General features: G+C 41.1%; 25 protein-coding genes and 1 riboswitch. Of the genes, 5 read left to right on the top strand and 20 right to left on the bottom strand.

The window, feature by feature from the left end; genetic code table 11:
• Nucleotides 1-157: 157 nt before the first annotated feature.
• On the top strand, nucleotides 158-634 hold the full coding sequence (locus tag SporoP8_RS04645; RefSeq protein ID WP_085131435.1) for a divergent PAP2 family protein: 477 nt from the start codon (nucleotides 158-160) through the stop codon (nucleotides 632-634).
• A gap of 252 nt (nucleotides 635-886) precedes the next feature.
• Here the strand turns inward: SporoP8_RS04645 and SporoP8_RS04650 are convergent, their stop codons facing one another.
• The 3 genes from SporoP8_RS04650 to SporoP8_RS04660 form a co-directional block, all read right to left on the bottom strand.
• The gene (locus SporoP8_RS04650; RefSeq protein WP_085131436.1) at nucleotides 887-1,213 is read right to left on the bottom strand and encodes a YuiB family protein; all 327 of its coding nucleotides are present in this window, start codon (nucleotides 1,211-1,213) and stop codon (nucleotides 887-889) included.
• Nucleotides 1,214-1,429: 216 nt separating this feature from the next.
• Complete coding sequence (locus SporoP8_RS04655) at nucleotides 1,430-2,647, bottom strand: NAD(P)/FAD-dependent oxidoreductase (RefSeq protein WP_085131437.1); 1,218 nt, start codon at nucleotides 2,645-2,647, stop codon at nucleotides 1,430-1,432.
• A gap of 235 nt (nucleotides 2,648-2,882) precedes the next feature.
• Nucleotides 2,883-3,248: a HesB/IscA family protein gene (locus tag SporoP8_RS04660; RefSeq protein WP_085131438.1), complete on the bottom strand. Its 366-nt coding sequence runs from the start codon at nucleotides 3,246-3,248 to the stop codon at nucleotides 2,883-2,885.
• 120 nt (nucleotides 3,249-3,368) lie between these two features.
• Here SporoP8_RS04660 and SporoP8_RS04665 point away from each other — a divergent pair, with 120 nt between their 5' ends.
• Nucleotides 3,369-4,073, top strand: coding sequence for a DUF2225 domain-containing protein (locus SporoP8_RS04665; RefSeq protein ID WP_198166070.1), 705 nt, complete (start codon nucleotides 3,369-3,371; stop codon nucleotides 4,071-4,073).
• 60 nt (nucleotides 4,074-4,133) lie between these two features.
• Here SporoP8_RS04665 and SporoP8_RS04670 read toward each other — a convergent pair whose 3' ends face one another.
• Complete coding sequence (locus SporoP8_RS04670; protein WP_085131439.1) at nucleotides 4,134-4,373, bottom strand: NifU family protein; 240 nt, start codon at nucleotides 4,371-4,373, stop codon at nucleotides 4,134-4,136.
• Nucleotides 4,374-4,456: 83 nt separating this feature from the next.
• Here SporoP8_RS04670 and SporoP8_RS04675 point away from each other — a divergent pair, with 83 nt between their 5' ends.
• A complete protein-coding gene (locus SporoP8_RS04675) occupies nucleotides 4,457-4,783 on the top strand; it encodes a YuzD family protein (RefSeq protein ID WP_085131440.1) in 327 nt (108 codons plus the stop codon).
• Between the two features lie 163 nt (nucleotides 4,784-4,946).
• On the opposite strand, the gene SporoP8_RS04680 is transcribed toward SporoP8_RS04675, so the two are convergent.
• A complete protein-coding gene (locus tag SporoP8_RS04680) occupies nucleotides 4,947-6,014 on the bottom strand; it encodes an NAD(P)/FAD-dependent oxidoreductase (RefSeq protein ID WP_085131441.1) in 1,068 nt (355 codons plus the stop codon).
• 139 nt (nucleotides 6,015-6,153) lie between these two features.
• Here SporoP8_RS04680 and SporoP8_RS04685 point away from each other — a divergent pair, with 139 nt between their 5' ends.
• Nucleotides 6,154-6,390: a YuzB family protein gene (locus tag SporoP8_RS04685; RefSeq protein ID WP_085131442.1), complete on the top strand. Its 237-nt coding sequence runs from the start codon at nucleotides 6,154-6,156 to the stop codon at nucleotides 6,388-6,390.
• 137 nt (nucleotides 6,391-6,527) lie between these two features.
• Here SporoP8_RS04685 and SporoP8_RS04690 read toward each other — a convergent pair whose 3' ends face one another.
• The 15 genes from SporoP8_RS04690 to SporoP8_RS04755 all read right to left on the bottom strand — a co-directional run bounded on the left by SporoP8_RS04690 (nucleotide 6,528) and on the right by SporoP8_RS04755 (nucleotide 19,862).
• Complete coding sequence (locus tag SporoP8_RS04690) at nucleotides 6,528-7,250, bottom strand: HAD-IIA family hydrolase (RefSeq protein ID WP_232319207.1); 723 nt, start codon at nucleotides 7,248-7,250, stop codon at nucleotides 6,528-6,530.
• A gap of 41 nt (nucleotides 7,251-7,291) precedes the next feature.
• Nucleotides 7,292-7,738 carry a DUF86 domain-containing protein gene (locus tag SporoP8_RS04695; RefSeq protein WP_085131444.1) on the bottom strand — a complete coding sequence of 149 codons (447 nt, stop codon included), beginning with the start codon at nucleotides 7,736-7,738 and terminating at the stop codon, nucleotides 7,292-7,294.
• A 97-nt stretch (nucleotides 7,739-7,835) separates the two neighbouring features.
• Entirely contained in the window at nucleotides 7,836-8,189 is a 354-nt protein-coding gene (locus tag SporoP8_RS04700; RefSeq protein WP_085133557.1) for a YutD family protein, read from the bottom strand.
• 18 nt (nucleotides 8,190-8,207) lie between these two features.
• Complete coding sequence (lipA, locus tag SporoP8_RS04705) at nucleotides 8,208-9,173, bottom strand: lipoyl synthase (protein WP_085131445.1); 966 nt, start codon at nucleotides 9,171-9,173, stop codon at nucleotides 8,208-8,210.
• A 198-nt stretch (nucleotides 9,174-9,371) separates the two neighbouring features.
• Nucleotides 9,372-9,506 carry a methionine/alanine import family NSS transporter small subunit gene (locus SporoP8_RS16465; protein WP_232319208.1) on the bottom strand — a complete coding sequence of 45 codons (135 nt, stop codon included), beginning with the start codon at nucleotides 9,504-9,506 and terminating at the stop codon, nucleotides 9,372-9,374.
• On the bottom strand, nucleotides 9,507-11,027 hold the full coding sequence (locus SporoP8_RS04710) for a sodium-dependent transporter (RefSeq protein ID WP_085131446.1): 1,521 nt from the start codon (nucleotides 11,025-11,027) through the stop codon (nucleotides 9,507-9,509).
• A 160-nt stretch (nucleotides 11,028-11,187) separates the two neighbouring features.
• Nucleotides 11,188-12,756 (bottom strand): Na+/H+ antiporter NhaC family protein, encoded by a 1,569-nt coding sequence (locus SporoP8_RS04715; RefSeq protein WP_085131447.1) that lies wholly within the window; start codon nucleotides 12,754-12,756, stop codon nucleotides 11,188-11,190.
• A gap of 193 nt (nucleotides 12,757-12,949) precedes the next feature.
• Nucleotides 12,950-13,125, bottom strand: a riboswitch (Lysine riboswitch).
• Nucleotides 13,126-13,180: 55 nt separating this feature from the next.
• The gene (gene yunB, locus SporoP8_RS04720; protein ID WP_085131448.1) at nucleotides 13,181-13,948 is read right to left on the bottom strand and encodes a sporulation protein YunB; all 768 of its coding nucleotides are present in this window, start codon (nucleotides 13,946-13,948) and stop codon (nucleotides 13,181-13,183) included.
• Nucleotides 13,949-13,995: 47 nt separating this feature from the next.
• Nucleotides 13,996-15,375, bottom strand: coding sequence for a bifunctional metallophosphatase/5'-nucleotidase (locus SporoP8_RS04725; protein ID WP_232319209.1), 1,380 nt, complete (start codon nucleotides 15,373-15,375; stop codon nucleotides 13,996-13,998).
• A 5-nt stretch (nucleotides 15,376-15,380) separates the two neighbouring features.
• Entirely contained in the window at nucleotides 15,381-16,205 is an 825-nt protein-coding gene (locus tag SporoP8_RS04730; protein WP_085131450.1) for a sulfite exporter TauE/SafE family protein, read from the bottom strand.
• On the bottom strand, nucleotides 16,205-17,065 hold the full coding sequence (locus tag SporoP8_RS04735) for a DUF72 domain-containing protein (RefSeq protein WP_085131451.1): 861 nt from the start codon (nucleotides 17,063-17,065) through the stop codon (nucleotides 16,205-16,207). Before SporoP8_RS04735 ends, SporoP8_RS04730 begins: the two co-directional genes overlap by 1 nt.
• 174 nt (nucleotides 17,066-17,239) lie before the next feature.
• Nucleotides 17,240-17,593: a rhodanese-like domain-containing protein gene (locus SporoP8_RS04740; protein ID WP_085131452.1), complete on the bottom strand. Its 354-nt coding sequence runs from the start codon at nucleotides 17,591-17,593 to the stop codon at nucleotides 17,240-17,242.
• Between the two features lie 163 nt (nucleotides 17,594-17,756).
• Nucleotides 17,757-17,993 carry a glutaredoxin family protein gene (locus SporoP8_RS04745; RefSeq protein WP_085131453.1) on the bottom strand — a complete coding sequence of 79 codons (237 nt, stop codon included), beginning with the start codon at nucleotides 17,991-17,993 and terminating at the stop codon, nucleotides 17,757-17,759.
• A 247-nt stretch (nucleotides 17,994-18,240) separates the two neighbouring features.
• Nucleotides 18,241-19,218 (bottom strand): NAD(P)H-dependent flavin oxidoreductase, encoded by a 978-nt coding sequence (locus SporoP8_RS04750; RefSeq protein WP_085131454.1) that lies wholly within the window; start codon nucleotides 19,216-19,218, stop codon nucleotides 18,241-18,243.
• Nucleotides 19,219-19,397: 179 nt separating this feature from the next.
• Nucleotides 19,398-19,862, bottom strand: coding sequence for a MarR family winged helix-turn-helix transcriptional regulator (locus tag SporoP8_RS04755; RefSeq protein ID WP_085131455.1), 465 nt, complete (start codon nucleotides 19,860-19,862; stop codon nucleotides 19,398-19,400).
• A 211-nt stretch (nucleotides 19,863-20,073) separates the two neighbouring features.
• Here SporoP8_RS04755 and SporoP8_RS04760 point away from each other — a divergent pair, with 211 nt between their 5' ends.
• Entirely contained in the window at nucleotides 20,074-20,457 is a 384-nt protein-coding gene (locus tag SporoP8_RS04760; RefSeq protein ID WP_085133558.1) for a hotdog fold thioesterase, read from the top strand.
• Nucleotides 20,458-20,535 lie beyond the last annotated feature (78 nt).

Here is a 20,535-nt window from a genome sequence, read left to right on the forward strand (position 1 = left end):
TGTGGTTCCTCCCCTTTTCTTTACGCTTTCCCCATACTAGTATAAACTAGTCTGATTAGCACTAGCAACGGCAAGTATTGTTGGTTGGATACAACGAGTAGATCCAAATTATGTTATACTAATTGCTAAACTACCGACAGTAAAGGAGTGGAACCACTTGGCTATTTTTGAAAATATACCGCTCCTCGCAGCGCTATTCGCCATCTTTTTTGCCCAATTTGTAAAAATTCCTATTCATTTTTTATTAACGCGTAAACTCGATTTCGGACTCATGACTTCCACAGGCGGCATGCCGAGTTCTCACTCAGCAGCAGTCACCGCACTCACAACTGCCATCGCATTCGAAGCGGGCCTAGATTCACCACTATTCGCCATATCCGCTATATTCGCAGTCATTGTTATGTTCGATGCAACCGGCATCCGCTACCAAGCCGGACAACAAGCCGTCATCATCAACCAAATGCGCTCCGACTTCCAAATATTCGTCAGTGACTTGAAAGACTGGCCGAAGAAAGACAATGACGCCAAAATTCAAGAACTCAAAACTTTACTCGGTCACAAACCAAACGAAGTATTCTTTGGAGCGCTAACAGGTATCCTCATCTCGATCATTACGTATACCGTTATCTTGTAACGTCGCAGCCATTACGGGGCTTGCGGACGACTCACGTTTTATAGTTGGAAGTATTTATTCGTCACTCTATTTAGAAACATATACGAGTTGATCGTAAGTGAAAGCATCCGCCTGGAGCGTCGATCAAAGGCGCCCTTCTTCTCTACTCTTTTTATCTCTAAAGCAACGTAAAAAACGGAACTGTCACAAGATGTCGTAATTCACGACTTCCTGTCCAGCTCCGTTTTTTCATGTCCACACCTAGCAAAAGCATTAGAACATCTGATAACCCATTTTGCGTAAAACCTTCATCACGAAACCTGCGATAATCGCACCGACCATACCGCTCGCCAAAATCACGATATCTACGGCATGCAGCGACATAATATTCGCCCCTAGCTCACTAAAAGCAAAACCAGGCTTCGTAATGTATTCATACATCGATACATCATCAATAATAAAAATCACGATAATCGGATAAATGATAGCCATAAGCCACGTCATACGTAACAGCATATTTAATAAAAAACCGATACCGAAAAACATCACAATAAATATCAAGATCGATAGCATCACTTGTGCTATGGATATAGTTTGCATGCTTGCTAACCTCCAGTTCATCACTTCAACATTTTACAGGATGAAGCGATGGCTTTCAACAGAATGAGACAGTGTACACAGAACGTTCTTTTCAGATGTCATGAATTATTAAAATTTGACAGATGTTTTTCTCTACTTCGACTGCTTTCACGGTTGACTTGTTGTCTATTTTAATGCATACAAAAAGCACTCGCTGATGCGAGTGCTTTTCGATATTCATTTGAGAACGTTGAATTTACCTTTTTTAATCGTTAATCCTAGACCGCCGATCATGAATAGCGCACGATTATCGATCATTTTCTTCATGAATGACGCTTTCGTACCCGTCACTTTTTTATCGAATACTACACCAATCGCATCAGAATCACCTAGAGAACACACGCTACCTTTTAAATCCGGTACGAATTCTTTAGTTGGGTTTCCTTTCATCAATGCGATGATATTGTTAGCAATTATTTCGCCTTGTTGCATAGCGATTTGTGCAGTTGGTGGATACGGACGATTAATCGCTTCGTTGATCATCAATGCACAGTCACCTACTACAAATACATCGTCGAATCCTGGCGCACGCATATCTTTTTCAACTTTCACGCGAGCACGCATGTTTTCTATACCCGATTCTTCGATCAAATGGTTACCACGAACACCGGCAGCCCATACAACTGTACCCGCTTTGATGAATTCAAACTCATCTTCGCCTTTTTTAATCTTCACGCCTTCAGGAGTTGCTTCTACAACCGGTGTACCGATAGAGAATTCTACACCTTTTGCGCCTAATTGACGCACTGCGTATTCCACAAGTTCCGGATCGAAACCAGGCAATACCATTGGCGCAGCTTCTACACAGAGAATGCGCACCTTTTTGGCTGGCACATCATATTCTTCACATAATTCAGGTACACGGTTTCCTAGTTCACCAAGATACTCAATTCCCGTGAAACCAGCTCCACCTACGATGATAGTCAAACGGCTATCATCTTTTACTTCTTCAGTAGACCATGTAGCGAATTGATATTCCATATGATCACGAATATGACGAGCTGCATTGACATTGGCAATAGACAGTGCATACTTGTCCAAACCTGGAATTCCGAAAGTTTCACCTTCGAAACCAAGGCCGATTACTAAGTAGTCATATGTGTGAGAACCGAGGTTCGTCTTTACGTTTTTCGTCGCCACATCGATGCCAGTAACTTCTGCTTCGATGAACTTTACTTTATTGCTATTGATTACGCTTGAAATATCATAGCGAACTTGTTCTGGAGATAATGTTCCAGCTGCCGCTTCATGCAACCATGTAGATTCATAGTGATAGTCATTTTTGTTGATCAGAACGATATCTGCTTCATCTGTACCTAATGACTTTTGTAAATTCACAACAGTCATTAAACCGCCATAACCTGCACCCAATACTAAGATTGTTGGTCTTTTCACGTAAATCGAACCACCTTTTAGTTTCTTAAACGCCGAGTACGTGTAAAATCAATCTTAATTGGTTTTGCAGTGTCGGCATTTAGTTTGATAATATAGAATCTTACTTTCATTACTTATAGTAGACCTTTTGAGCATGTATTTCAACAGAATTATTATTGTGCAAATAATCAATTTAGACTAGTAGTAGATCATTTTTATAATTCCATCAAATCCTGCTCGACTGATATGTTTTAATTTATTCGCAATCTGCCGGTGTGCCAGCTTTTTTAGCTGTTCTAAATGAAGTACCGCAACCACAATTTGCAATGGCATTCGGATTATCGATGGTAAAGCCACCACCCATTAGTGATTCTTTATAATCCACTTTTGTACCTACAAGAATAGCTGCATCCTCTTCTTTAATCACTACAGGGATGCCATGCGCTGTATAAGAAAGGTCATCGTCTTCTTTCTCTTGGGCAAAACCAAGACCATATGTTAACCCGCTACAACCTCCGCCATTAACGGAAACGCGCAAGAACGATCCTTCTTCTTCATTATGAGTCATCATTTTCTTCACGTGAAATGCTGCTGCTTCTGTAATCTCTACTGTATTCGTCATTCATACCACTCACTTTCCACGTTTTCTTTTTATCATATCAATCTTTTTCATCACAATGCAAACAAATAGTCGCCCTACTAGGTCTATTTTAATGTATAATAAGACTTAGGAAAGAAAGGAATGATACTAGTGGAAATCAGCCCATTTTATGAGAAGAAGATGCAGTGCTTACTGTGTAAAGAGCATTTCCCTACTACTAAAATTCGTTCTCGCCAAGTAAGAGTAGTTGATCATGATAGCGATTTTAGACCTATTTATATGAACAAGGAAGTTAATCCTATTTTTTATAATGTTGCCGTTTGTCCGACTTGCGGTTTTGCATTTACTGATGATTTCGTTCCGTACTTTGCGCCCGGCACAAAAGAAATAATCGCCAAAAATATAACAGCCAAATGGCATAGTCGCTCATTTGGTGGCGAACGGACGAAAGGACAAGCGATTGAAGCCTATAAATTAGCGTATTTAAATGCCCACTTTAAAAAAGAAAAGCATTTAACGATGGCAGGAATGATGTTGCGTATAGCCTGGATTTATCGTAATGATGAAAACCGTCAGAAAGAAATGCGTTATCTGGAAATATCACGTGACCTGTACATAAAAGCATTTTCTGAAGGTGATTATATGGGAACACAAATGTCTGAAACTCGTGTGCAATATATAATTGCAGAATTATCTTGGCGCATCCATGATCGTGAAGAAGCCATACGAAACTTCTCACGTGTAATTGAAACGCAAAAAAAATCGACCGAACCTACAATAATCCAAATGGCGAAAGATCGATGGCAAGAAATCCGTGATGAAGAACCCGCACATAAAACGAGCTGAATAAGTAAAACCGTGCAAAGAAGGTCATACTTCATTGCACGGCTTTTTTATTTAATGAAATTAAAAAACCTGTTCCACTTCTACTACGCCTGGTACTTCTTCAAGTAATGCACGTTCAATACCCGCTTTTAATGTAATTGTCGAACTAGGGCAAGTTCCGCATGCTCCTAAAAGGCGAAGCTTCACTATACCTTCATCGATATCCACTAGTTCGCAGTCCCCTCCGTCTCGCAAGAGGAATGGGCGCAATTTATCTAGCACTTCTTTTACCGGCTCATATAATTTAATATCTGTTGTCATTGTAATCACACTCTCCTTTCCTTATACTTATTATAAACTGCCAAGCAGAAAAAATCCAATAATGAATCGGAGGTTTGAGTAATATGTCACAATCCCCAGTAACAATCGAAGTATATGGTGCAGAAATCGTCTGTGCCAGCTGTGTAAATGCACCATCTTCTAAAGATACGTATGAATGGCTACAAGCAGCGATATCAAGAAAGTACCCTGAACAACCGTTTACTATTACGTATATTGATATCGACCAAGATTTAGCAGAATCCAGGCAGCGTGAAATTGTCGAGAAAATTCGTGAAGACGAGTATTTTTATCCACTCGTACTGATTAATAACGAAATGATTGGAGAAGGTCATATTCAACTGAAGCCCGTTTTTAACGCATTAGAAGCACATGGTTATCAAGCACAATAAATAGAGAAAATGATAATTGGATGTATTAATTGAGAACAATACATTCATTGAAGTGGTCGTTCTACATTGAACTGACCGCTTCTTTTTTGTATCCAATTAATGAAATGCACTATCAGGGCTAAAGAAAAAGCCACTTCATGGAAGTGACTTGCAAATAGTTGAGTTACCCGTTGTGCCATTTGTACATCCATAGCAAGCCAGATTTCATTAAACGTGCAATTCTTCCTGTTACGGTACGATCTGCTAAGTACGCAAATCCTTGCTTCTTTCCTAATGAACCCATAAAGCCTTTTAGTTTCAGCTCTGGCATTTCAGGCATCAACGGTTCACCTTTCCAAGTAGAGCGTAAAACTTGAACGATTTGCTCTCCTTGTACTTCTGCCAACTGAGCGCTTGGTGCGTGTGTGAGCGCGGCAATATCTCCGACAACATAAACGTTTCGGTAACTTGGAACTTGGTGATATTGATTGAGTACGATACGGCCTGAACGGTCTTTCTGAATGACTAAATCATCCACGACCTTACCTGGCTTAATGCCAGCTGTCCAAACTACTGCATCTACATCAATTGTATCTTCATGGTTATACAGAATATGTTCGCCTACTTTAGTAATGTTGGAATTCGCAACGACTTCTACTTCGTTCTCATCAAACCAACCTTTTACAAAGTTACTCAATCGTTCAGGGAAGTCACGCAAAATACGCGGGCTACGATCAAATAATTTAATTTTCAAATCGGGACGACTCTCACGTAACTCACTCGCTAATTCAATACCGCTTAGTCCCGCACCCACGATTCCTACGGTTGCGCCATCGCCTAATCCGAGTAACGTTTGATACGTCCGACGGGATTTTCCAATCGTTTGGATACTTAGCGTATGTTCAGCTGCCCCAGGCACGTTGTGGTAGTTATCTTCACTACCTAGTCCGATAACTAATTCGTCGTATGCAAGTGCTTGTCCGTTTGCCAACAACACTTGTTTTTCTTCGAGCTTAATTTCTTGAATCTCGCCTTCTACTACTTTCAATTGATCATGAATAGGAATGGCAACGCGGACTTCGGAGTCAGAAACGGTTCCTGCTGCCAATGCATAAAATTCTGTTTTCAAACTATGAAATAACGTTCTATCGACAAGTGTAATTTCAATATCGCTTGGTAATTCTTTATTTAACAAACGCAATAAAATTCTCATATTACCATAGCCGGCACCTAGTAAAAGTAATTTTCTCATAACGTTCTCCTTCTATGTCTATTTTCTCGTGCATCTCTATTTGTTATTATAGCAGTTTGTGATAACTTTCACAATATGTCATGTTCATTGACGCTTTTGAGAAAAAAGAGTACCATTTCTAGTAGGCGAGGTGAGAAAGATGAATCCCATCGTGGAATTTTGTATGAGTAATTTGGCAAATGGAGCCTACCCCGTATTTGAAACGTTGGAGCGCGATCCAAACATCGACGTACTGGAATACGGCTGTTTGAGCTATTGTACGAAGTGTAGTGATACGTTGTACGCGATTGTTAATGGTGAACTTGTCGAAGCGGATACTGCGGATGAACTGACGAAGCAAATTTATCAGTTTATTGAAGAGAATCCACTTTTTTAATAAAAATAAAGTCAACAGGATGTCTTGGAAGCTACTGCGCTTTTAAGGCATCTTTTTTGGCGTTTCAGATTGAACATTTACAACAAAAAAGCCATCACAAGAAGCCGTAGCGGTACGGCTCCTTAGATCGCTTCTTATTACTTCAGCCAATCTGCAAGTGAATGCAGCAAATAAGTAGGTGGTTGTGCCTTCTTTAACACTTCTTCCATAGGTGTGACGCCGGTTGCGACATACGCCGTATCTATACCATAGCGAATACCCGCCATGATGTCCGTATCATAATTATCGCCGATCAGAAGCATTTCTTCTTTCTCGTACCCACCTTGCTGTCGGATGAACTCCAGCATATGCGGCTCTGGTTTTCCTACGATAAGCGGCTTCGTATCAGTCGCCGCTTCCATCAACTTTAGAAAAGAACCGTTAGCTGGTACTAGTCCTTTTTCGGTAGGGAATTTGATATCTTGATTGGTACCTAAGAAATGGGCACCGTTACGTATCGCCAGACAAGCATCCGCAAGTTTATCGTATGTAATCTGACGATCGAGTCCCATTAACACCACATCAGGATTCGTCGTAGTGATTGTGATATTTTCAAGTTCCAACGCTTCACGCAATCCTTCTTCACCAATCATCATGACGTGGGCGCCATCATAATGCAGTTTGCAATAACGAGCCAGTGTGGTAGCTGAATTTATGATGAAATCCGTTTCTGTCCTCACTCCAAAACCAGCTAGTTTCTTCTGTTGCGCAGTGCGTGTCAAGGCAGCGTTATTCGTAATGAAATACGTCCCCTTACCTCCAGCTTGGCATGCTGCAACGTAATCTACAGCTTCTTGGATCGGTTCACTACCGCGATACATCGTGCCATCCAAATCGAAGCAATACGCGTTATATCGGCCCATCATTCTGTTGGAAGAAACGCCGAAACTGGACCTAATTCATTCGTTAAGTAGTCTCGAACTTGTCCTGGGAATTGTTGTAGTTCATTAAGCGTTTCTCGAATGGATAGGACTACTTTATCTGCATCGACTTCCACGAATTGGCGGACAATCATTGGACGTAATGAAATAAAAGCTTTTAATGGAATAGCTTGTTCAGATTTTATCACTTTTTCATCTTCAAGAATATCGATAATATCGTCGTAACTTCCAGGATCACGCATGATGAATCCGTCGATCATAGAATTTCCTACGTCAATGATTCCTTCAATCAAGCCATGTGCAATTCGTTCTAAAGCCAACTTATTTATATCGCTTTGAAGCCAGTTCGTTTCCTTTTCAAAAATATCGATTAACTGCTCCATATACACTAACGTTTTATTGATTTGATTTTGATCTACAAAATACATAATGTTCTTCCTCCTCATATACTTCATACTTCTATCTTACCATATTTATTGTAAAACGAATGAAAGCCCCGAGCAAATTTGCCCGAAGCTTTCATTTTTATTGTTCTATTTTTGGAGTAGATGCCGTTTCAGGTGCTGCTTCGGCTACAGCTTCCACTTCTGTTTGTTCTGCTTTTACTTTCCCAATCTTTTTCAAGATAAAATAAGCACAACCGAAATTACAGTATTCATAAATATAATCTTGGACAGTGCTGATTTTCGTTTCATACGTAGATTTGGAATTACGGTCTTCGAAAAAGCCTTTTAATCGTAATTGTCCATATCCCCAGTCACCCAAAATAAAGTCATACTTTAGCAGTACTTCGCTAAAGCGTTCGTTCAAGGCTTCTTCATTAAACCCATCGCGAAACTCTTCTGCAATTTCATACTGCATATTCTCTAAAATAACCATTCTCTGCTTCACTTCCATTTAACTGCTCGCTTGTCCTTCAAGTTTCAGCAGTTCGTCACCTTGGCGCTGTTTTTCTTTAGCCGAAGCATTAACTTGCTCGTCTGCGTGGTAACTTGAACGCACAAGCGGCCCCGCCTCACAATGAGAGAACCCTTTAGACATTGCGATTTTACGCAATTCACCAAACTCATCAGGCGAATAATATTTTACCACTTTAGCGTGTTTTTTTGTTGGTTGCAAGTATTGACCAATTGTCATGATATCTACGTTGTGTGCACGAAGATCATCCATTGTCTCAATAATTTCTTCCACTGTCTCTCCGAGTCCTACCATTAAGGAAGATTTCGTCGGGATCTCAGGATACATGTTTTTTGCACGTTGAAGTAATTCCAGTGAACGATCATATGTTGCACGCGCACGAATTCTCGGAGTTAACCGGCGTACTGTTTCGATATTATGATTGAGGATATCTGGTTTTGCATCCATCAGACGTTGCAAGTTTTCTATGTCTCCACCCATATCCGATGGCAGTACTTCAATAGAAGTAAATGGATTTTTCCTGCGAATCGCACGAATGGTTTCCGCGAAAATCGTAGATCCCCCATCCTTCAAGTCGTCACGTGCTACAGCTGTGACAACGGCATGTTTCAAATTCATCAATTCAACTGATTCTGCTACGCGTTCCGGTTCAGCGGTGTCAAGTTCGTTAGGTAAACCTGTTTTAACTGCACAGAAACGACATGCCCGTGTACACACAGCCCCTAAGATCATAAAAGTAGCTGTACGTCGCTCTCCCCAACACTCGTGAATGTTCGGACAACGTGCTTCCTCACATACGGTATTCAAGTTTTTTTCGCGCATTAATTTCTTTAAACCTGTATAGTTCTCATTGGTGTTTAGCTTAATTTTCAGCCAATCCGGCTTTCTAACATGCTCAGATTTTCTTCCTGTTTCAGGTTTGCATGACAACGCTACCGACTCCATTCTGTTGATAGATTCTACTCATGTCAATGTAACATAAATTCAGATAACCTTCAATTATAGACAGCATTTGATATGCACTATAAAGACGAATTCTGCTAGAATAGCCCCACTGGTGAAACAACTGAAAGGAGCTCATGCCAACTCACAACAAAAAAAACACTTGCAACCAAATGTCCGGTTACAAGTGTCCATCGTTTACTATTCGATTTTGAATTTCTTTCGAAACTTACTGAGGATCGTAGCGTAAAAGATGCTAATAAATAGACCGCCCCAGATGATGGTCACACCGAGTAGCATCATGAGAATTGCAGAGCCGCTCATTCCTGTATCCATTTATAGCCCCCCTTTATCTTCTTCATAATCTGATACGATTCTTGTGTTGTCTTTCCATTTTAATGAGGTGAAAACGATCGACATCACGAATGCGCCAATTGCTACCGGCCAGCCAATCGTCCATAAGAACGATGTAGGATATCCTTCATAGTTTTCTGCAATATTGTCTTTAATCAGGAAGAATAACATCGTACCCAATACTAACGGTGTGATGAATGATAACGATACTTTCCACCACCAGCCAAGACGAATATCTGATACTGCATTCGCATGCTGTTCGAATAATCCGAGTTTTCTGAACACCCAAGCTAGTAAGATAACTTCCACTAAACCGATGACTGCGATACCAAATTGGTTGATGAAGTAATCTGCCACGTCTAGGAAGTATAACCCCCCGTTCGTTGCATACAGCATGGAGATGACTGCTGACAGTCCAATACCGATCGTCACCGAGCGACGTCTTGAAATATTGAATTTATCTGACATACCTGCAATGTACGTTTCACAAATCGAGATGAGTGATGTGATACCAGCTAGTGTCAGTGACAGAAAGAAGAATGCACCGAACAGGCCATTTAATCCTGGCATTTGATTAATAATTTCAGGGAATACGACGAATGCAAGCCCTACACCTGCAGTAGCAACGTCTGCTACATCTACTCCTTGATTTGTTGCCATGAATCCTAGTACGGCAAACACTCCGATACCTGCCAATAACTCGACAGAAGAGTTGGCAAAACCTGTAATAAAGGCGTTATTTGTAATATCCGATTTCTTCGGTAAATAACTAGAATACGTGATCATAATTGCAAACGCGATCGATAAACTAAAGAAGATATGTCCATACGCTGCAACCCATACACGGGGGTTCAGTAATTTATCGACATCTGGTTTAAAGAACGCATCCAGTCCAATCATGGCTCCATCAAGTGTGATGGCGCGGATGACGACAAATAAGAAGAGTAGGAAAAGAACAGGAATAAATATCCGATTCGCCAACTCAATCCCTTTCTTGACTCCGCCAATTAAGATGATGTAACAAATCACCCAGACAAGGAGCAATGGTAGTACTACGCCTCCAACGAGTCCTCCAACTTCCCCAGGGTTATCGGCTAAGCTCAGAACGTCTCCAAAGAAGAATCCTTCCGGGTCTTTTCCCCACGATAAACTAAATGAGTAGACGGTATATTTCATGGCCCATGCAATGATTACGGCATAATAGGTAGAAATAACGAAGGATACAAAAATCCCCCACCAGCCTAGAAACTCAGCTTTTTTTCCATTCAGACGGAAGAATGAAAGAGGAGCTGATCCACGGTATTTATGACCAATCGTGAATTCCATGATCAGAATCGGAATACCTGCTGTTAAAAGTGCAAATAAGTACGGGATAAAAAATGCGCCGCCGCCATTTTCATAAGCGACATAAGGAAAGCGCCAAATGTTTCCGAGTCCTACAGCCGATCCCACCGCAGCTAGTATAAAACCTGCTCTCGTTCCCCACTGTGAACGATTCTCCATACAACTTCACCTCTCTTTTGTTATTTTACAAAACTTTCACCATTCAATTTATTCTGACAACTTTAGTTCTGTATATTTAGTATAAACAGCCCAATTAGAGATGTCAAAACAAATTTAGACTAAGAATGAAGTAATTATCACTCTTAGTCTAAAAGGGAAACTATGCTATTTGTTCTGAACGTTTCTTACCTTTGGTGCTCAAATACGTAAATAAAACTATCAGAGTAATAATAACAGCTACTAAACCGATCCAGACAGAACCAGTCACTCCGAGAACGATGTACCCAATTGCAGCTACACCAGCTGCGACAAGCGCATAAGGTAACTGTGTGGATACGTGATCCATATGGTTACAACCCGCTCCAGTAGAAGAAAGTATAGTCGTATCAGAAATCGGTGAACAGTGATCACCAAATACCGCGCCTGCAAGTACTGCCGCCAATGCCGGTAATAATAATTCAGGTGCTGCATTGACCATGATCGTACCCGCAATTGGCATTAAAATACCGAAAGAACCCCATGAAGTGCCTGTCGAGAACGCCATTAATCCTGCTAATACGAAGATCAATACCGGAAGGAAAGTGACAGGAATATTCATACGCTCTACCATCGTAGAAAGGAATAGACCTGTATCGAGGGAAGCGATTAGTTCAGTCAATCCCCAAGCGAAAATCAAAATAAGAATAGCAGGCATCATCGCTCTCACTCCGCTAATCAATGCACGGCCCATCCATGATACACTTGCAGTTTCGTTCTTTTTCATTTGTAGAATATATAACAACATAGCTAGCAAAGTAGCTGTAACACCACCAATTACTAGAGAGAACGGTACATCAGTATTTTCAAATATTGCCCAAATATCGAAAACGCCTGCTTCTTTATAGCCCGTGAAAATCATCATGCCGAGTGTCACCGCAATTAACGTCAAGATCGGCGCAACCAAATCGCGAACTTTTCCATGCGTATGCTCAGGGAATTCTTCTTTCAACTGACCTGGGATTTCTTTACTTGGGTCATATAGTTCACCTTTGTTCATGGCGCGATCTTCATGCTTCTTCATCTCAAAGAAGTCATTATTCGTCCAAGCAAAGAAGAAGACCATGGACAATGTCGCAATGACATAGAAGTTCATCGGCGCCATCAAAACGAATGCAGTTAATGGTGAATAGCTCACCGCTGCCGTCGTACCTAAAATAAGCGCAAGTTGTCCAATCAAGAATGCGCCCCAGCTTGAGATGGGCGACACAACACAGATGGGTGCCGACGTAGAGTCGATGAAATAGGCCAATTTCGCACGAGAGATTTTGTGCTGATCTGTAATTGGTCTTGCAATTTGTCCAACTGCCAAAGCATTGAAATAGTCATCCACAAAAATTGCAATCCCAAGCCCCATCGTCAACAGCTTGGCTCCACGTTTTGTACGGATACGCGTAACTGCCCAGCGCGCAAATGCAGCGCTTCCTCCAGATAGACTGACGAATGCCGTAATGACACCTAGTAATAATAGAAATAGCATAATAAATATATTGTATGTATTAAGCCCGCCATCCCAAAATGAAACTGTCATGGCCTTCCATATACCTTTCAGTGTCTCAAATGGAGCAAAGTTCGCTAAAAGTAAAGCCGCTGTAACAATTCCCGCTCCTAATGATAATAATACTCTCCTTGTCACTAACACCATCACGATGGCGATAATAGGAGGCAAAATAGAGACCCATGTTCCGATCATTGTAATTCCTCCTCTTTCTAGTTGCTAGATGATATCGAAATGCAGAAGATCTTTCGAAGAGTGGAAAGCAGATACTATCTTGTAATTCCAAAATTTCCCGATAAAAAAGCCAACCCCACAGGCAGTAGCATACGTGTAGGAGTCGGCCAGTCAATTGGTCAAAGCAAAGTATTGAATAAATCGCAGTACAATTGGCAACTGTAGCTCTCCATACATTTATCGCTGTATGACAGTGTCATTCCTCTTCGAAATGACCCCAACTTGAGAAGTTGACTCTTCTCAAACTTCGGCATTGCCTCCTTTCGCTCGCGGTCATAGATGTCACTCTCTCGCCAGGTACTCATAAACAATGCAGCCTCTACGTAAGTCTCGATATTCTTCTATACTTAGTGTAGCAATAATCGACATTGTTCACAACACCCATTTACTCCGTCTTCTCAAGTGGGACTTCGATTTGTGCTGGCGTTTGCTCTCCTTTCGAATAGATTTGAGGTACTTTCCCTCTAATTAATCCCATTGCGATAGGAATTTCCTGTTCTACGACACTCTTACTTGTCGCTAGCGGAACTATGATTTGTACATTCACTTGCAACATCAGATTCACTTCTACATACGCATTGTTAATGCCGAATTCCCGTATATTTGTTTCAACGTTCGCATGTACATCACCCACGACATGAAAACGTATAGGGATTTTCGGTCCCAAGTTACCGATTAGCGGTATATTCGTCGCTTGCCCAAGTGGAACGAAGAACACGATACCTTGTTCTTTTTGCATGCGATCTGGATTATACTCGAGATCTCCGAGTGGCGGTAACATATCCAAATCTCCGCCTTCAGCACGCTCTAGATGATCTTCTACGAGTTGATGAATTTCTGACATGACTTGGCTGATGATTTCTGCGTTAAATTTAGTCGTCACCGTATCTGTCGTATTATCGGGAATATTTTCGATAATTTCATTAACATCGTAGACACTCGTGGACCGATTTTTAATAGCTTGACTGATAACGTGACTAGCTATTTTCTGCGTTTGCACTTCGGCATATTGTGTATAGATTGGCGTTAACTGTTTATTGACCGTATAGAAAAATATCGCCACTCCCACCAAAATAGTCGGGATGACAAAGCGCAGTATAGTTTTGCCATAATTAAATTTCTTTGGTCGTTTCTGATTCGTATAAAACCGCATGAAAACGCCTCCTACTTCACATTATGCGAAATAAGAGGCGGACATAACTAGCGCTCATTGAAATATTTTCTTCCATACCAACCGAGAATATCGCGAATCATTTCTGGCATGATATATTCTTTTTTCGCTTCCTTTAATAACGGATAGAAAAAGCCGAACGTGAACATATCAAGTGTGGCCAACGTATACATTTCACCAGGCTCCACCAAACGATTGCCTGCAAATAATTTTCCGTCCATGTTGCGGTATAAATGTTCATGTATCATGCTACCCATCAGCGTACCACGAAATCCTAAACCTCTTATCGGAAGTTCTGTCCACTTTGGATCAAGTGACTCCTCGTAGATCGTCAACAAATCAGCACCATCCAGATGGATAAGGCAGGGATTGATAGGGTGTGGCAATAAAGAATGCAAATCCCCTTTCGTCACCCACCCTTTACCTAAACTACCAAGGAAAATCCCTGCATTGAATAGCGCACAGTCGGCATCGAGATACGTAAGTAACGCGCGACCAAACAGCGACGATAATGGACTATCTCCTGTTAAGCGCTGTGATAATGGAGCAGGATTATAAAATACTGGAGCTTCTAGAGCCTCTTCTCCTTTAGCAAATAAGCTATTCACTTGTTCAATATCCGCTTCTGACATTTCCATCATCTGTGTTGGAAAAACCTCTGCTTTCATATGAACGACTTGACCTGTCATACGGTCTACATCAACTTGAACATGACCGACATAATGACCAAACTTTTCTGCTGCCGCAAGTAATGTGTCATCGATCCATTCACCATGTTGTAATAAATGATGCGTGTGTGCACCTAAAATAACATCGATTTCCGGACATTGCGCAGCCAAAAGACGGTCTTCATTGATGCCTAAATGCGAAAGACAAACGATGACATCGCATTGCGGACGCAAGTTGCGTGCCATTTCCTGCAACGCCGTGTGCGGTTCGCCTACGCTCCAGCCAAGTTGTTCATAAAACGCGTAGTATGGCGCCGTGGCACCTATGACACCGACGCGCACACCTTCTGTAGTCTCAAATACCTTGGACGTTTTCGCCCAGTACGGCAGCTTACCATCCAGTTCAGTCAAGTTGCAGAGCATTACATCAAAATGCGCGTCTTCATATAATCTATTCAGCGCTTCCTTAGACATGGTGATTCCTTCATTATTGCCAATCGTTACTGCGTCATATCCTGCGTCGTTTAATAATTCGATATTTCCTTTACCTTCTGTTCCTTCGGTAAACGGATGTGACCGATCAATATGGTCTCCAATATCAAATAGAAAACAAGACTCCCCATTGGCTTCCGCTAGTTGCTTCCGCTTTTTAAGAAAGTGATGAATTTGCGGCCAATTTTCGAAATGACTATGGATGTCATTCGTATGATAAATATGAATCGTCGCTACTGTTTCCTTCATATGTGTCAACCCCAAATCCCCTCATAAATGGAACGTAGTCCAAAGACGAGTAAAATGATGCGTATGACTAAAACTAATGTCTCTGATTTCATTTTGCTATTTAAATAGGCTCCGAGCATTCCACCGAAATAGGCTCCCGGCACAACAGGAATCGTATAGAGCCACGGCACATGACCGAGTGAAATATGCGAAATCGAATTGACGATTGCTGATAAAAATACCATCAGCATGGATGTCGCGACAGCCACATGTGGCGGGAACAAGAAGAGTAAAATCATTGCCGGCACGATCATCGTACCGCCACCAATTCCGAATAACCCCGATGTAAATCCAATGAACAACGCCAATAGGATAGCAAACCAAATTGGGTATCCATAGATATGCGTTTTACCTTGGGGATCAGTAAATTTGATCTTTTTTCCGTTGTCCACAAACCATCTAATCGGTTTCAAATATTTCCTCGTTAATAACAGTGTAGATAAAACAATGAGCAATATACCAAAATATAAATTAAATGAAGACAAACTTACGCTTTTATTGACTAGCGCACCGAGTACGATCCCAGGTATACTCGCAGCGAAAAATAAAATGGCACTACGATAATCAATCGTCTTTACTTTCATATAGGACAGCGTTGATCCAAGTCCGTTCGCAATCATCATGATGACCGACAAGCCCACTACACTTTGTGGTGTAATATCAGGTATCATTCCTAAATTTAATCCGACAAATAATGTGACGGGAACCAAAATTGTTCCGCCACCCAGGCCAGCAATCGAACCGATAATCCCCGATGCTAAACCAATGAAAGCAAGTACAACAAACTCCATTAGTGATCCTCCTCAAACAAATCCATTTGCTTGGTGAGAGGCTGACCGTATTCTATGTTGAGTAATCCTGCAAATTGTTTGGCGTTTTTCGCGGCATGCTGGCCTGAGTTATTATTAAAGATGACAAATACTTCTTCTGTCTGTTTCTCAAGATGTTTAACGATTTCACTCATACTCTCTAACTCTTTTTCATTATAATCATAAAGATAGCGAACTTTACGCCATGCCTTACTATCTCCCATTGTATTGACCCATCCTTTATCATTGCGTCCGTGGAGACGTAACAGCACTTTCGGATCAGTCGCAACGGGGACTAGAGGCACACTGCCGTCCCCTACTTGTGGCTCATCACAAACGACGTGGATGATGTGCAAGTCTTTTAGAAAGTCGAGTGTTTTTTCTCGATAAGCTGGAGAATACCACGTTTGATTGCGAAACTCCACAGCAATCGGTAACGGCTGTAATTGTTCATGCACATAGCGAATGCGATCAACGTTTTCCTTCTTGCAATCAAACCAAGGCGGAAACTGTACCAGTACCATCGCGAGCTTCCCCGCTTCAACAAACGATGTCATCGACAGTTTAAACAGCGAGAACATCTCTTCTTCAGAATCATAGGGTAATTTTCCACGCTGATGACCTGTGATGCCTTGATACGCCTTCACGATGAATTGGAAATTAGCAGGCGTTTCCTCTGTCCATTTATCCATGACTTTCTTTGATTGTATAGCATAAAACGTCGAATCTAGTTCGACGATTGGAAAGTGTTTACTATAGTCTAGTAGTTTTTTATTTGCGACTGTATTTTCATTATATAGGCTCGGATGGTCTCCCCACCCTGTCAGACCAACATGTATCATGGAAAGACCTCCTCTTATTATCTTTAGCTTAGTGTATCATATCTTATGTATTTTTAGAAAAACCGGACTTCTTGACTTGATTTTACTATTCTCTATATTTCCTAGGTTCCGATCAATTGTATTTCCAAGTAAAAAGCGCCTCGAGATAGAATCCTCGAGACGCCTCTTTACTATTTACCCTTGCCACGCATTCATTCCACCACGTACATTCGTTACATTCAAGAATCCTGCTTTTTTCAGTTGGCCTGCTGCATTCGAACTACGCATGCCACTTTGACAGATGACAATAACTTCTTGATCTTTCTTCAGCGTTCCCATTTTATTCGAAAGCACATTCAATGGGATATTCTTAAATTCCTTTATATGGCGTCCTTTATATTCAGACGGTGAACGCACATCGATAAACTGGACGTTCTGTTCTTTTATTCTAGCTTTTAATTGTTCAGTCGTGATTGAATGCACACCTTTTGCAGGCTTCATTCGCCAAACGACTAAGCCAACGATGAGTGCTATGACGATCCATCCCATAATGCGTACCTCCTTTAGTGAGTCCATTCTATGATGACGAGAATCACGCCCATCACCGCAAACGCTATGTTGCCGATACAAAAGCGCGGAAATAATTTCTTTTCCATTTCTTCTGTTGATTGGATTGTACAGCTTCGTTTAAATAAAATCTGCTGGAATTTATTCATGCATCCAGTGCAGCGTGAATACTTGCTGGATCAAAGCCGATAATCCACTTTCCATTCAACTGAGTTTGCGGAACGCCCATCTGTCCTGTTAATTCCACGAGACGTTCTCCCGCTGCAGGATGTGTAGAGACATTGATCGTCTCATAAGGCACATGGATTTCATCAAGATAATTTGTCATCATCGTACAATAAGGACAAGTAGAGGATACATATACAGTTGCTTTTTCAGACATATGAAAAACTCCTTTCCATTCGTTTATACATGTAGTATATACCCCGCTAGGTATAAAATCAATCAATTGATTCTTAGACGCGAAGGTGTTTGTCTTTAAAGAAGAGCAGGCTACTTACTTCTTTAACCGAATGCAAACCAAATCTATTCACAAACACTACATATCAATAGAAAAAACAAGCATGTCTGAATTAAACCATACTTGTTTTTTCATGATTCTATGGACGTTTTAATTTCACGCAATATTCTTATCTGCTCGCTGTATTTACTCTATCGCCTACCAACTTATCCTTTGCTTCACTATACTCTTTGGCTAATTGTGCAACATAATCTTTTGTCGGTTGTACTTTATCGATTATACCGATTCCTTGACCACAGCCCCAAATATCTTTCCAAGCTTTTTGGCCCGCTTCCCCGCCAAAATTCATTTTACTAGGATCACTTTCCGGTAAGTTATCTGGATCTAAGCCCGAAGCACGAATGGACGTAGCTAAATAATTTCCGTGTATACCAGTGAAATAATTACTGTACACAATATCATCCGAAGTTGCGTCTACGATTGCCTGTTTATATTCTTCAACTGCTCTCGCTTCTTCAGTAGCGATGAATGGCGATCCGATGTATGCAAAGTCTGCCCCCATAGCTTCTGCTGCCAATACGCTTCCGCCAGTCGCTATAGAACCTCCAAGTGCCAGTGGCCCATCGAACCATTCACGGATTTCTTGAACGAGTGCGAACGGGCTTTTAGGACCCGCATGCCCTCCCGCTCCTGCAGCGACTGCAATTAAACCATCTGCACCTTTTTCAATTGCTTTCTTTGCGAACATATTATTGATCACGTCATGCAATACAATACCGCCATAACTATGGGCTGCCTCGTAGACGTCTTCTCTTGCACCTAGAGATGTAATAATGATGGGAACTTTATACTTCACACATAGTTCCATATCTTCCTGCAATCTTTCATTGGACCGGTGAACGATTTGGTTGATCGCAAATGGCGCAGCTGGTTTAGTAGGATTTTTTGCGTTGTAGTCAGCTAATTCTTCTGTGATCTCGATCAACCACTCTTCGAATTGGGCAACCGGTCTTGCGTTTAGAGAAGGCATAGAACCGATTACTCCTGCTTTACACTGCTCAATCACCGTCTTAGGATTACTAATAATGAACATCGGGGATGCGATCACCGGAAGACTCATACTCTTTTTCAATTCTACTAAATTCATCAATAACACTCTCCTTTTATCGTAAGCGCTTTCAAAATGTGTTCAGTGTATTTCTGTAAAGAACGTACACTGCTACTCTTCAAAAATCTTCATTCTTTGATACATGTATATACATGTATTTTACTTGATTTTTTTGAGTTGTCAATCAATTTATGAATGAAGATTCATTTTTATGTGGTTCAACTTTTAAATTCATCAATCACTTTCTGTAGTGACTCCAACTTCTTCAGTAAGTCCATATACTCTGATTTGCCGATAGCGCCTTCAATTTGTTCCTGCACTTGTGTCCAGATAGGAGTAGCCTCATTTAACTTCCCGTAGCCTAATTCTGTTATCGTGACCACTTTAGTTCGCGAGTCCTGTTTCGCTCTCTTGATCTGCACAAAGCCGGAATCATGTAATATGTTCAAGTTACGCGTAACAGTCGTTTGATCCAACAACATAATCTCGCCTAATTTACTAATCGAAATATCTGGCGATGTATAAATATTGCCGAGCATATAATATTGAGTGATTTTCAATCCAGTAGGTTTCAATAAATGATTGTACAGTTGCGTTAGTGAACCAGATACCGTTCGAAGATTTGCACTAGCACACACGTCAATAATATAATTTGCTTGCTCTTGATCCAACTCTTTTGTCATGATGTCCATCCCTTTCCTTACAATGAAGATCGCAATGTTTCAGCCGTCTTGATAATTTATTCTAGTATATATGTATGTGTATACTTTTAAAAGTTGGATTTCTCTTGACTCTTAGTAGTATGCTTCTATTACATGTATATACATGTAGTAGAAGTATATCATTGAAATGGAGGCAGGGAAAATGATGAAAGAACTTAATTTATTGGATAGTATGGATTTAGAACAAACATTGATTGGCGCATTGGGAATTACTTTTAAAGAACTTGATCCTGACAAAGTCGTCTGTGAAATGCCGGTTGGTCCGAAAACCATTCAGCCTATGGGATTGCTGCATGGAGGTGCTTCAGTAGCTCTCGCAGAAACTGCGGCTAGCATTGCAGCTGCTTTAAACGTAAATCCCGAAACGCATTATCCAGTCGGCCTGGAAATCAATGCGAATCACATACGAGGTAAAAAAGATGGCATCGTCACCGCTACTGCCGTTCCATTCCATAAAGGACGCACATCAATGGTTTGGGATATCCAAATCACGGATGAGGCAGGTAAATTAATTAGTGTTTCGAGATGTACGATTGCTGTTGTTGAGAAAAAGTGAGATAAATACAAAAAAACGTGCCGACCATCCGAATTGAATCGGCATGAAATCGGCACGTTGCTTTATTCAACTGTTAGG

It is taken from the genome of Sporosarcina ureae (assembly GCF_002101375.1).
In the GTDB taxonomy this organism is placed as follows: domain Bacteria; phylum Bacillota; class Bacilli; order Bacillales_A; family Planococcaceae; genus Sporosarcina; species Sporosarcina ureae_B.

Bases quoted from the DNA above. Each gene is read 5' to 3' on its own strand.
- SporoP8_RS04650 (WP_085131436.1), bottom strand. From the start codon at position 1,213: ATGCAAACTATATCCATAGCACAAGTGATGCTATCGATCTTGATATTT.
- SporoP8_RS04660 (WP_085131438.1), bottom strand. From the start codon at position 3,248: ATGACGAATACAGTAGAGATTACAGAAGCAGCAGCATTTCACGTGAAG.
- SporoP8_RS04665 (WP_198166070.1), top strand. From the start codon at position 3,369: ATGATACTAGTGGAAATCAGCCCATTTTATGAGAAGAAGATGCAGTGC.
- SporoP8_RS04670 (WP_085131439.1), bottom strand. From the start codon at position 4,373: ATGACAACAGATATTAAATTATATGAGCCGGTAAAAGAAGTGCTAGAT.
- SporoP8_RS04675 (WP_085131440.1), top strand. From the start codon at position 4,457: ATGTCACAATCCCCAGTAACAATCGAAGTATATGGTGCAGAAATCGTC.
- SporoP8_RS04680 (WP_085131441.1), bottom strand. From the start codon at position 6,014: ATGAGAAAATTACTTTTACTAGGTGCCGGCTATGGTAATATGAGAATT.
- SporoP8_RS04685 (WP_085131442.1), top strand. From the start codon at position 6,154: ATGAATCCCATCGTGGAATTTTGTATGAGTAATTTGGCAAATGGAGCC.
- SporoP8_RS04690 (WP_232319207.1), bottom strand. From the start codon at position 7,250: ATGTATCGCGGTAGTGAACCGATCCAAGAAGCTGTAGATTACGTTGCA.
- SporoP8_RS04695 (WP_085131444.1), bottom strand. From the start codon at position 7,738: ATGTATTTTGTAGATCAAAATCAAATCAATAAAACGTTAGTGTATATG.
- SporoP8_RS04700 (WP_085133557.1), bottom strand. From the start codon at position 8,189: ATGGTTATTTTAGAGAATATGCAGTATGAAATTGCAGAAGAGTTTCGC.
- lipA (WP_085131445.1), bottom strand. From the start codon at position 9,173: ATGGAGTCGGTAGCGTTGTCATGCAAACCTGAAACAGGAAGAAAATCT.
- SporoP8_RS16465 (WP_232319208.1), bottom strand. From the start codon at position 9,506: ATGGATACAGGAATGAGCGGCTCTGCAATTCTCATGATGCTACTCGGT.
- SporoP8_RS04710 (WP_085131446.1), bottom strand. From the start codon at position 11,027: ATGGAGAATCGTTCACAGTGGGGAACGAGAGCAGGTTTTATACTAGCT.
- SporoP8_RS04715 (WP_085131447.1), bottom strand. From the start codon at position 12,756: ATGATCGGAACATGGGTCTCTATTTTGCCTCCTATTATCGCCATCGTG.
- yunB (WP_085131448.1), bottom strand. From the start codon at position 13,948: ATGCGGTTTTATACGAATCAGAAACGACCAAAGAAATTTAATTATGGC.
- SporoP8_RS04725 (WP_232319209.1), bottom strand. From the start codon at position 15,375: ATGAAGGAAACAGTAGCGACGATTCATATTTATCATACGAATGACATC.
- SporoP8_RS04730 (WP_085131450.1), bottom strand. From the start codon at position 16,205: ATGGAGTTTGTTGTACTTGCTTTCATTGGTTTAGCATCGGGGATTATC.
- SporoP8_RS04735 (WP_085131451.1), bottom strand. From the start codon at position 17,065: ATGATACATGTTGGTCTGACAGGGTGGGGAGACCATCCGAGCCTATAT.
- SporoP8_RS04740 (WP_085131452.1), bottom strand. From the start codon at position 17,593: ATGGGATGGATCGTCATAGCACTCATCGTTGGCTTAGTCGTTTGGCGA.
- SporoP8_RS04745 (WP_085131453.1), bottom strand. From the start codon at position 17,993: ATGTCTGAAAAAGCAACTGTATATGTATCCTCTACTTGTCCTTATTGT.
- SporoP8_RS04750 (WP_085131454.1), bottom strand. From the start codon at position 19,218: ATGAATTTAGTAGAATTGAAAAAGAGTATGAGTCTTCCGGTGATCGCA.
- SporoP8_RS04755 (WP_085131455.1), bottom strand. From the start codon at position 19,862: ATGACAAAAGAGTTGGATCAAGAGCAAGCAAATTATATTATTGACGTG.
- SporoP8_RS04760 (WP_085133558.1), top strand. From the start codon at position 20,074: ATGGATTTAGAACAAACATTGATTGGCGCATTGGGAATTACTTTTAAA.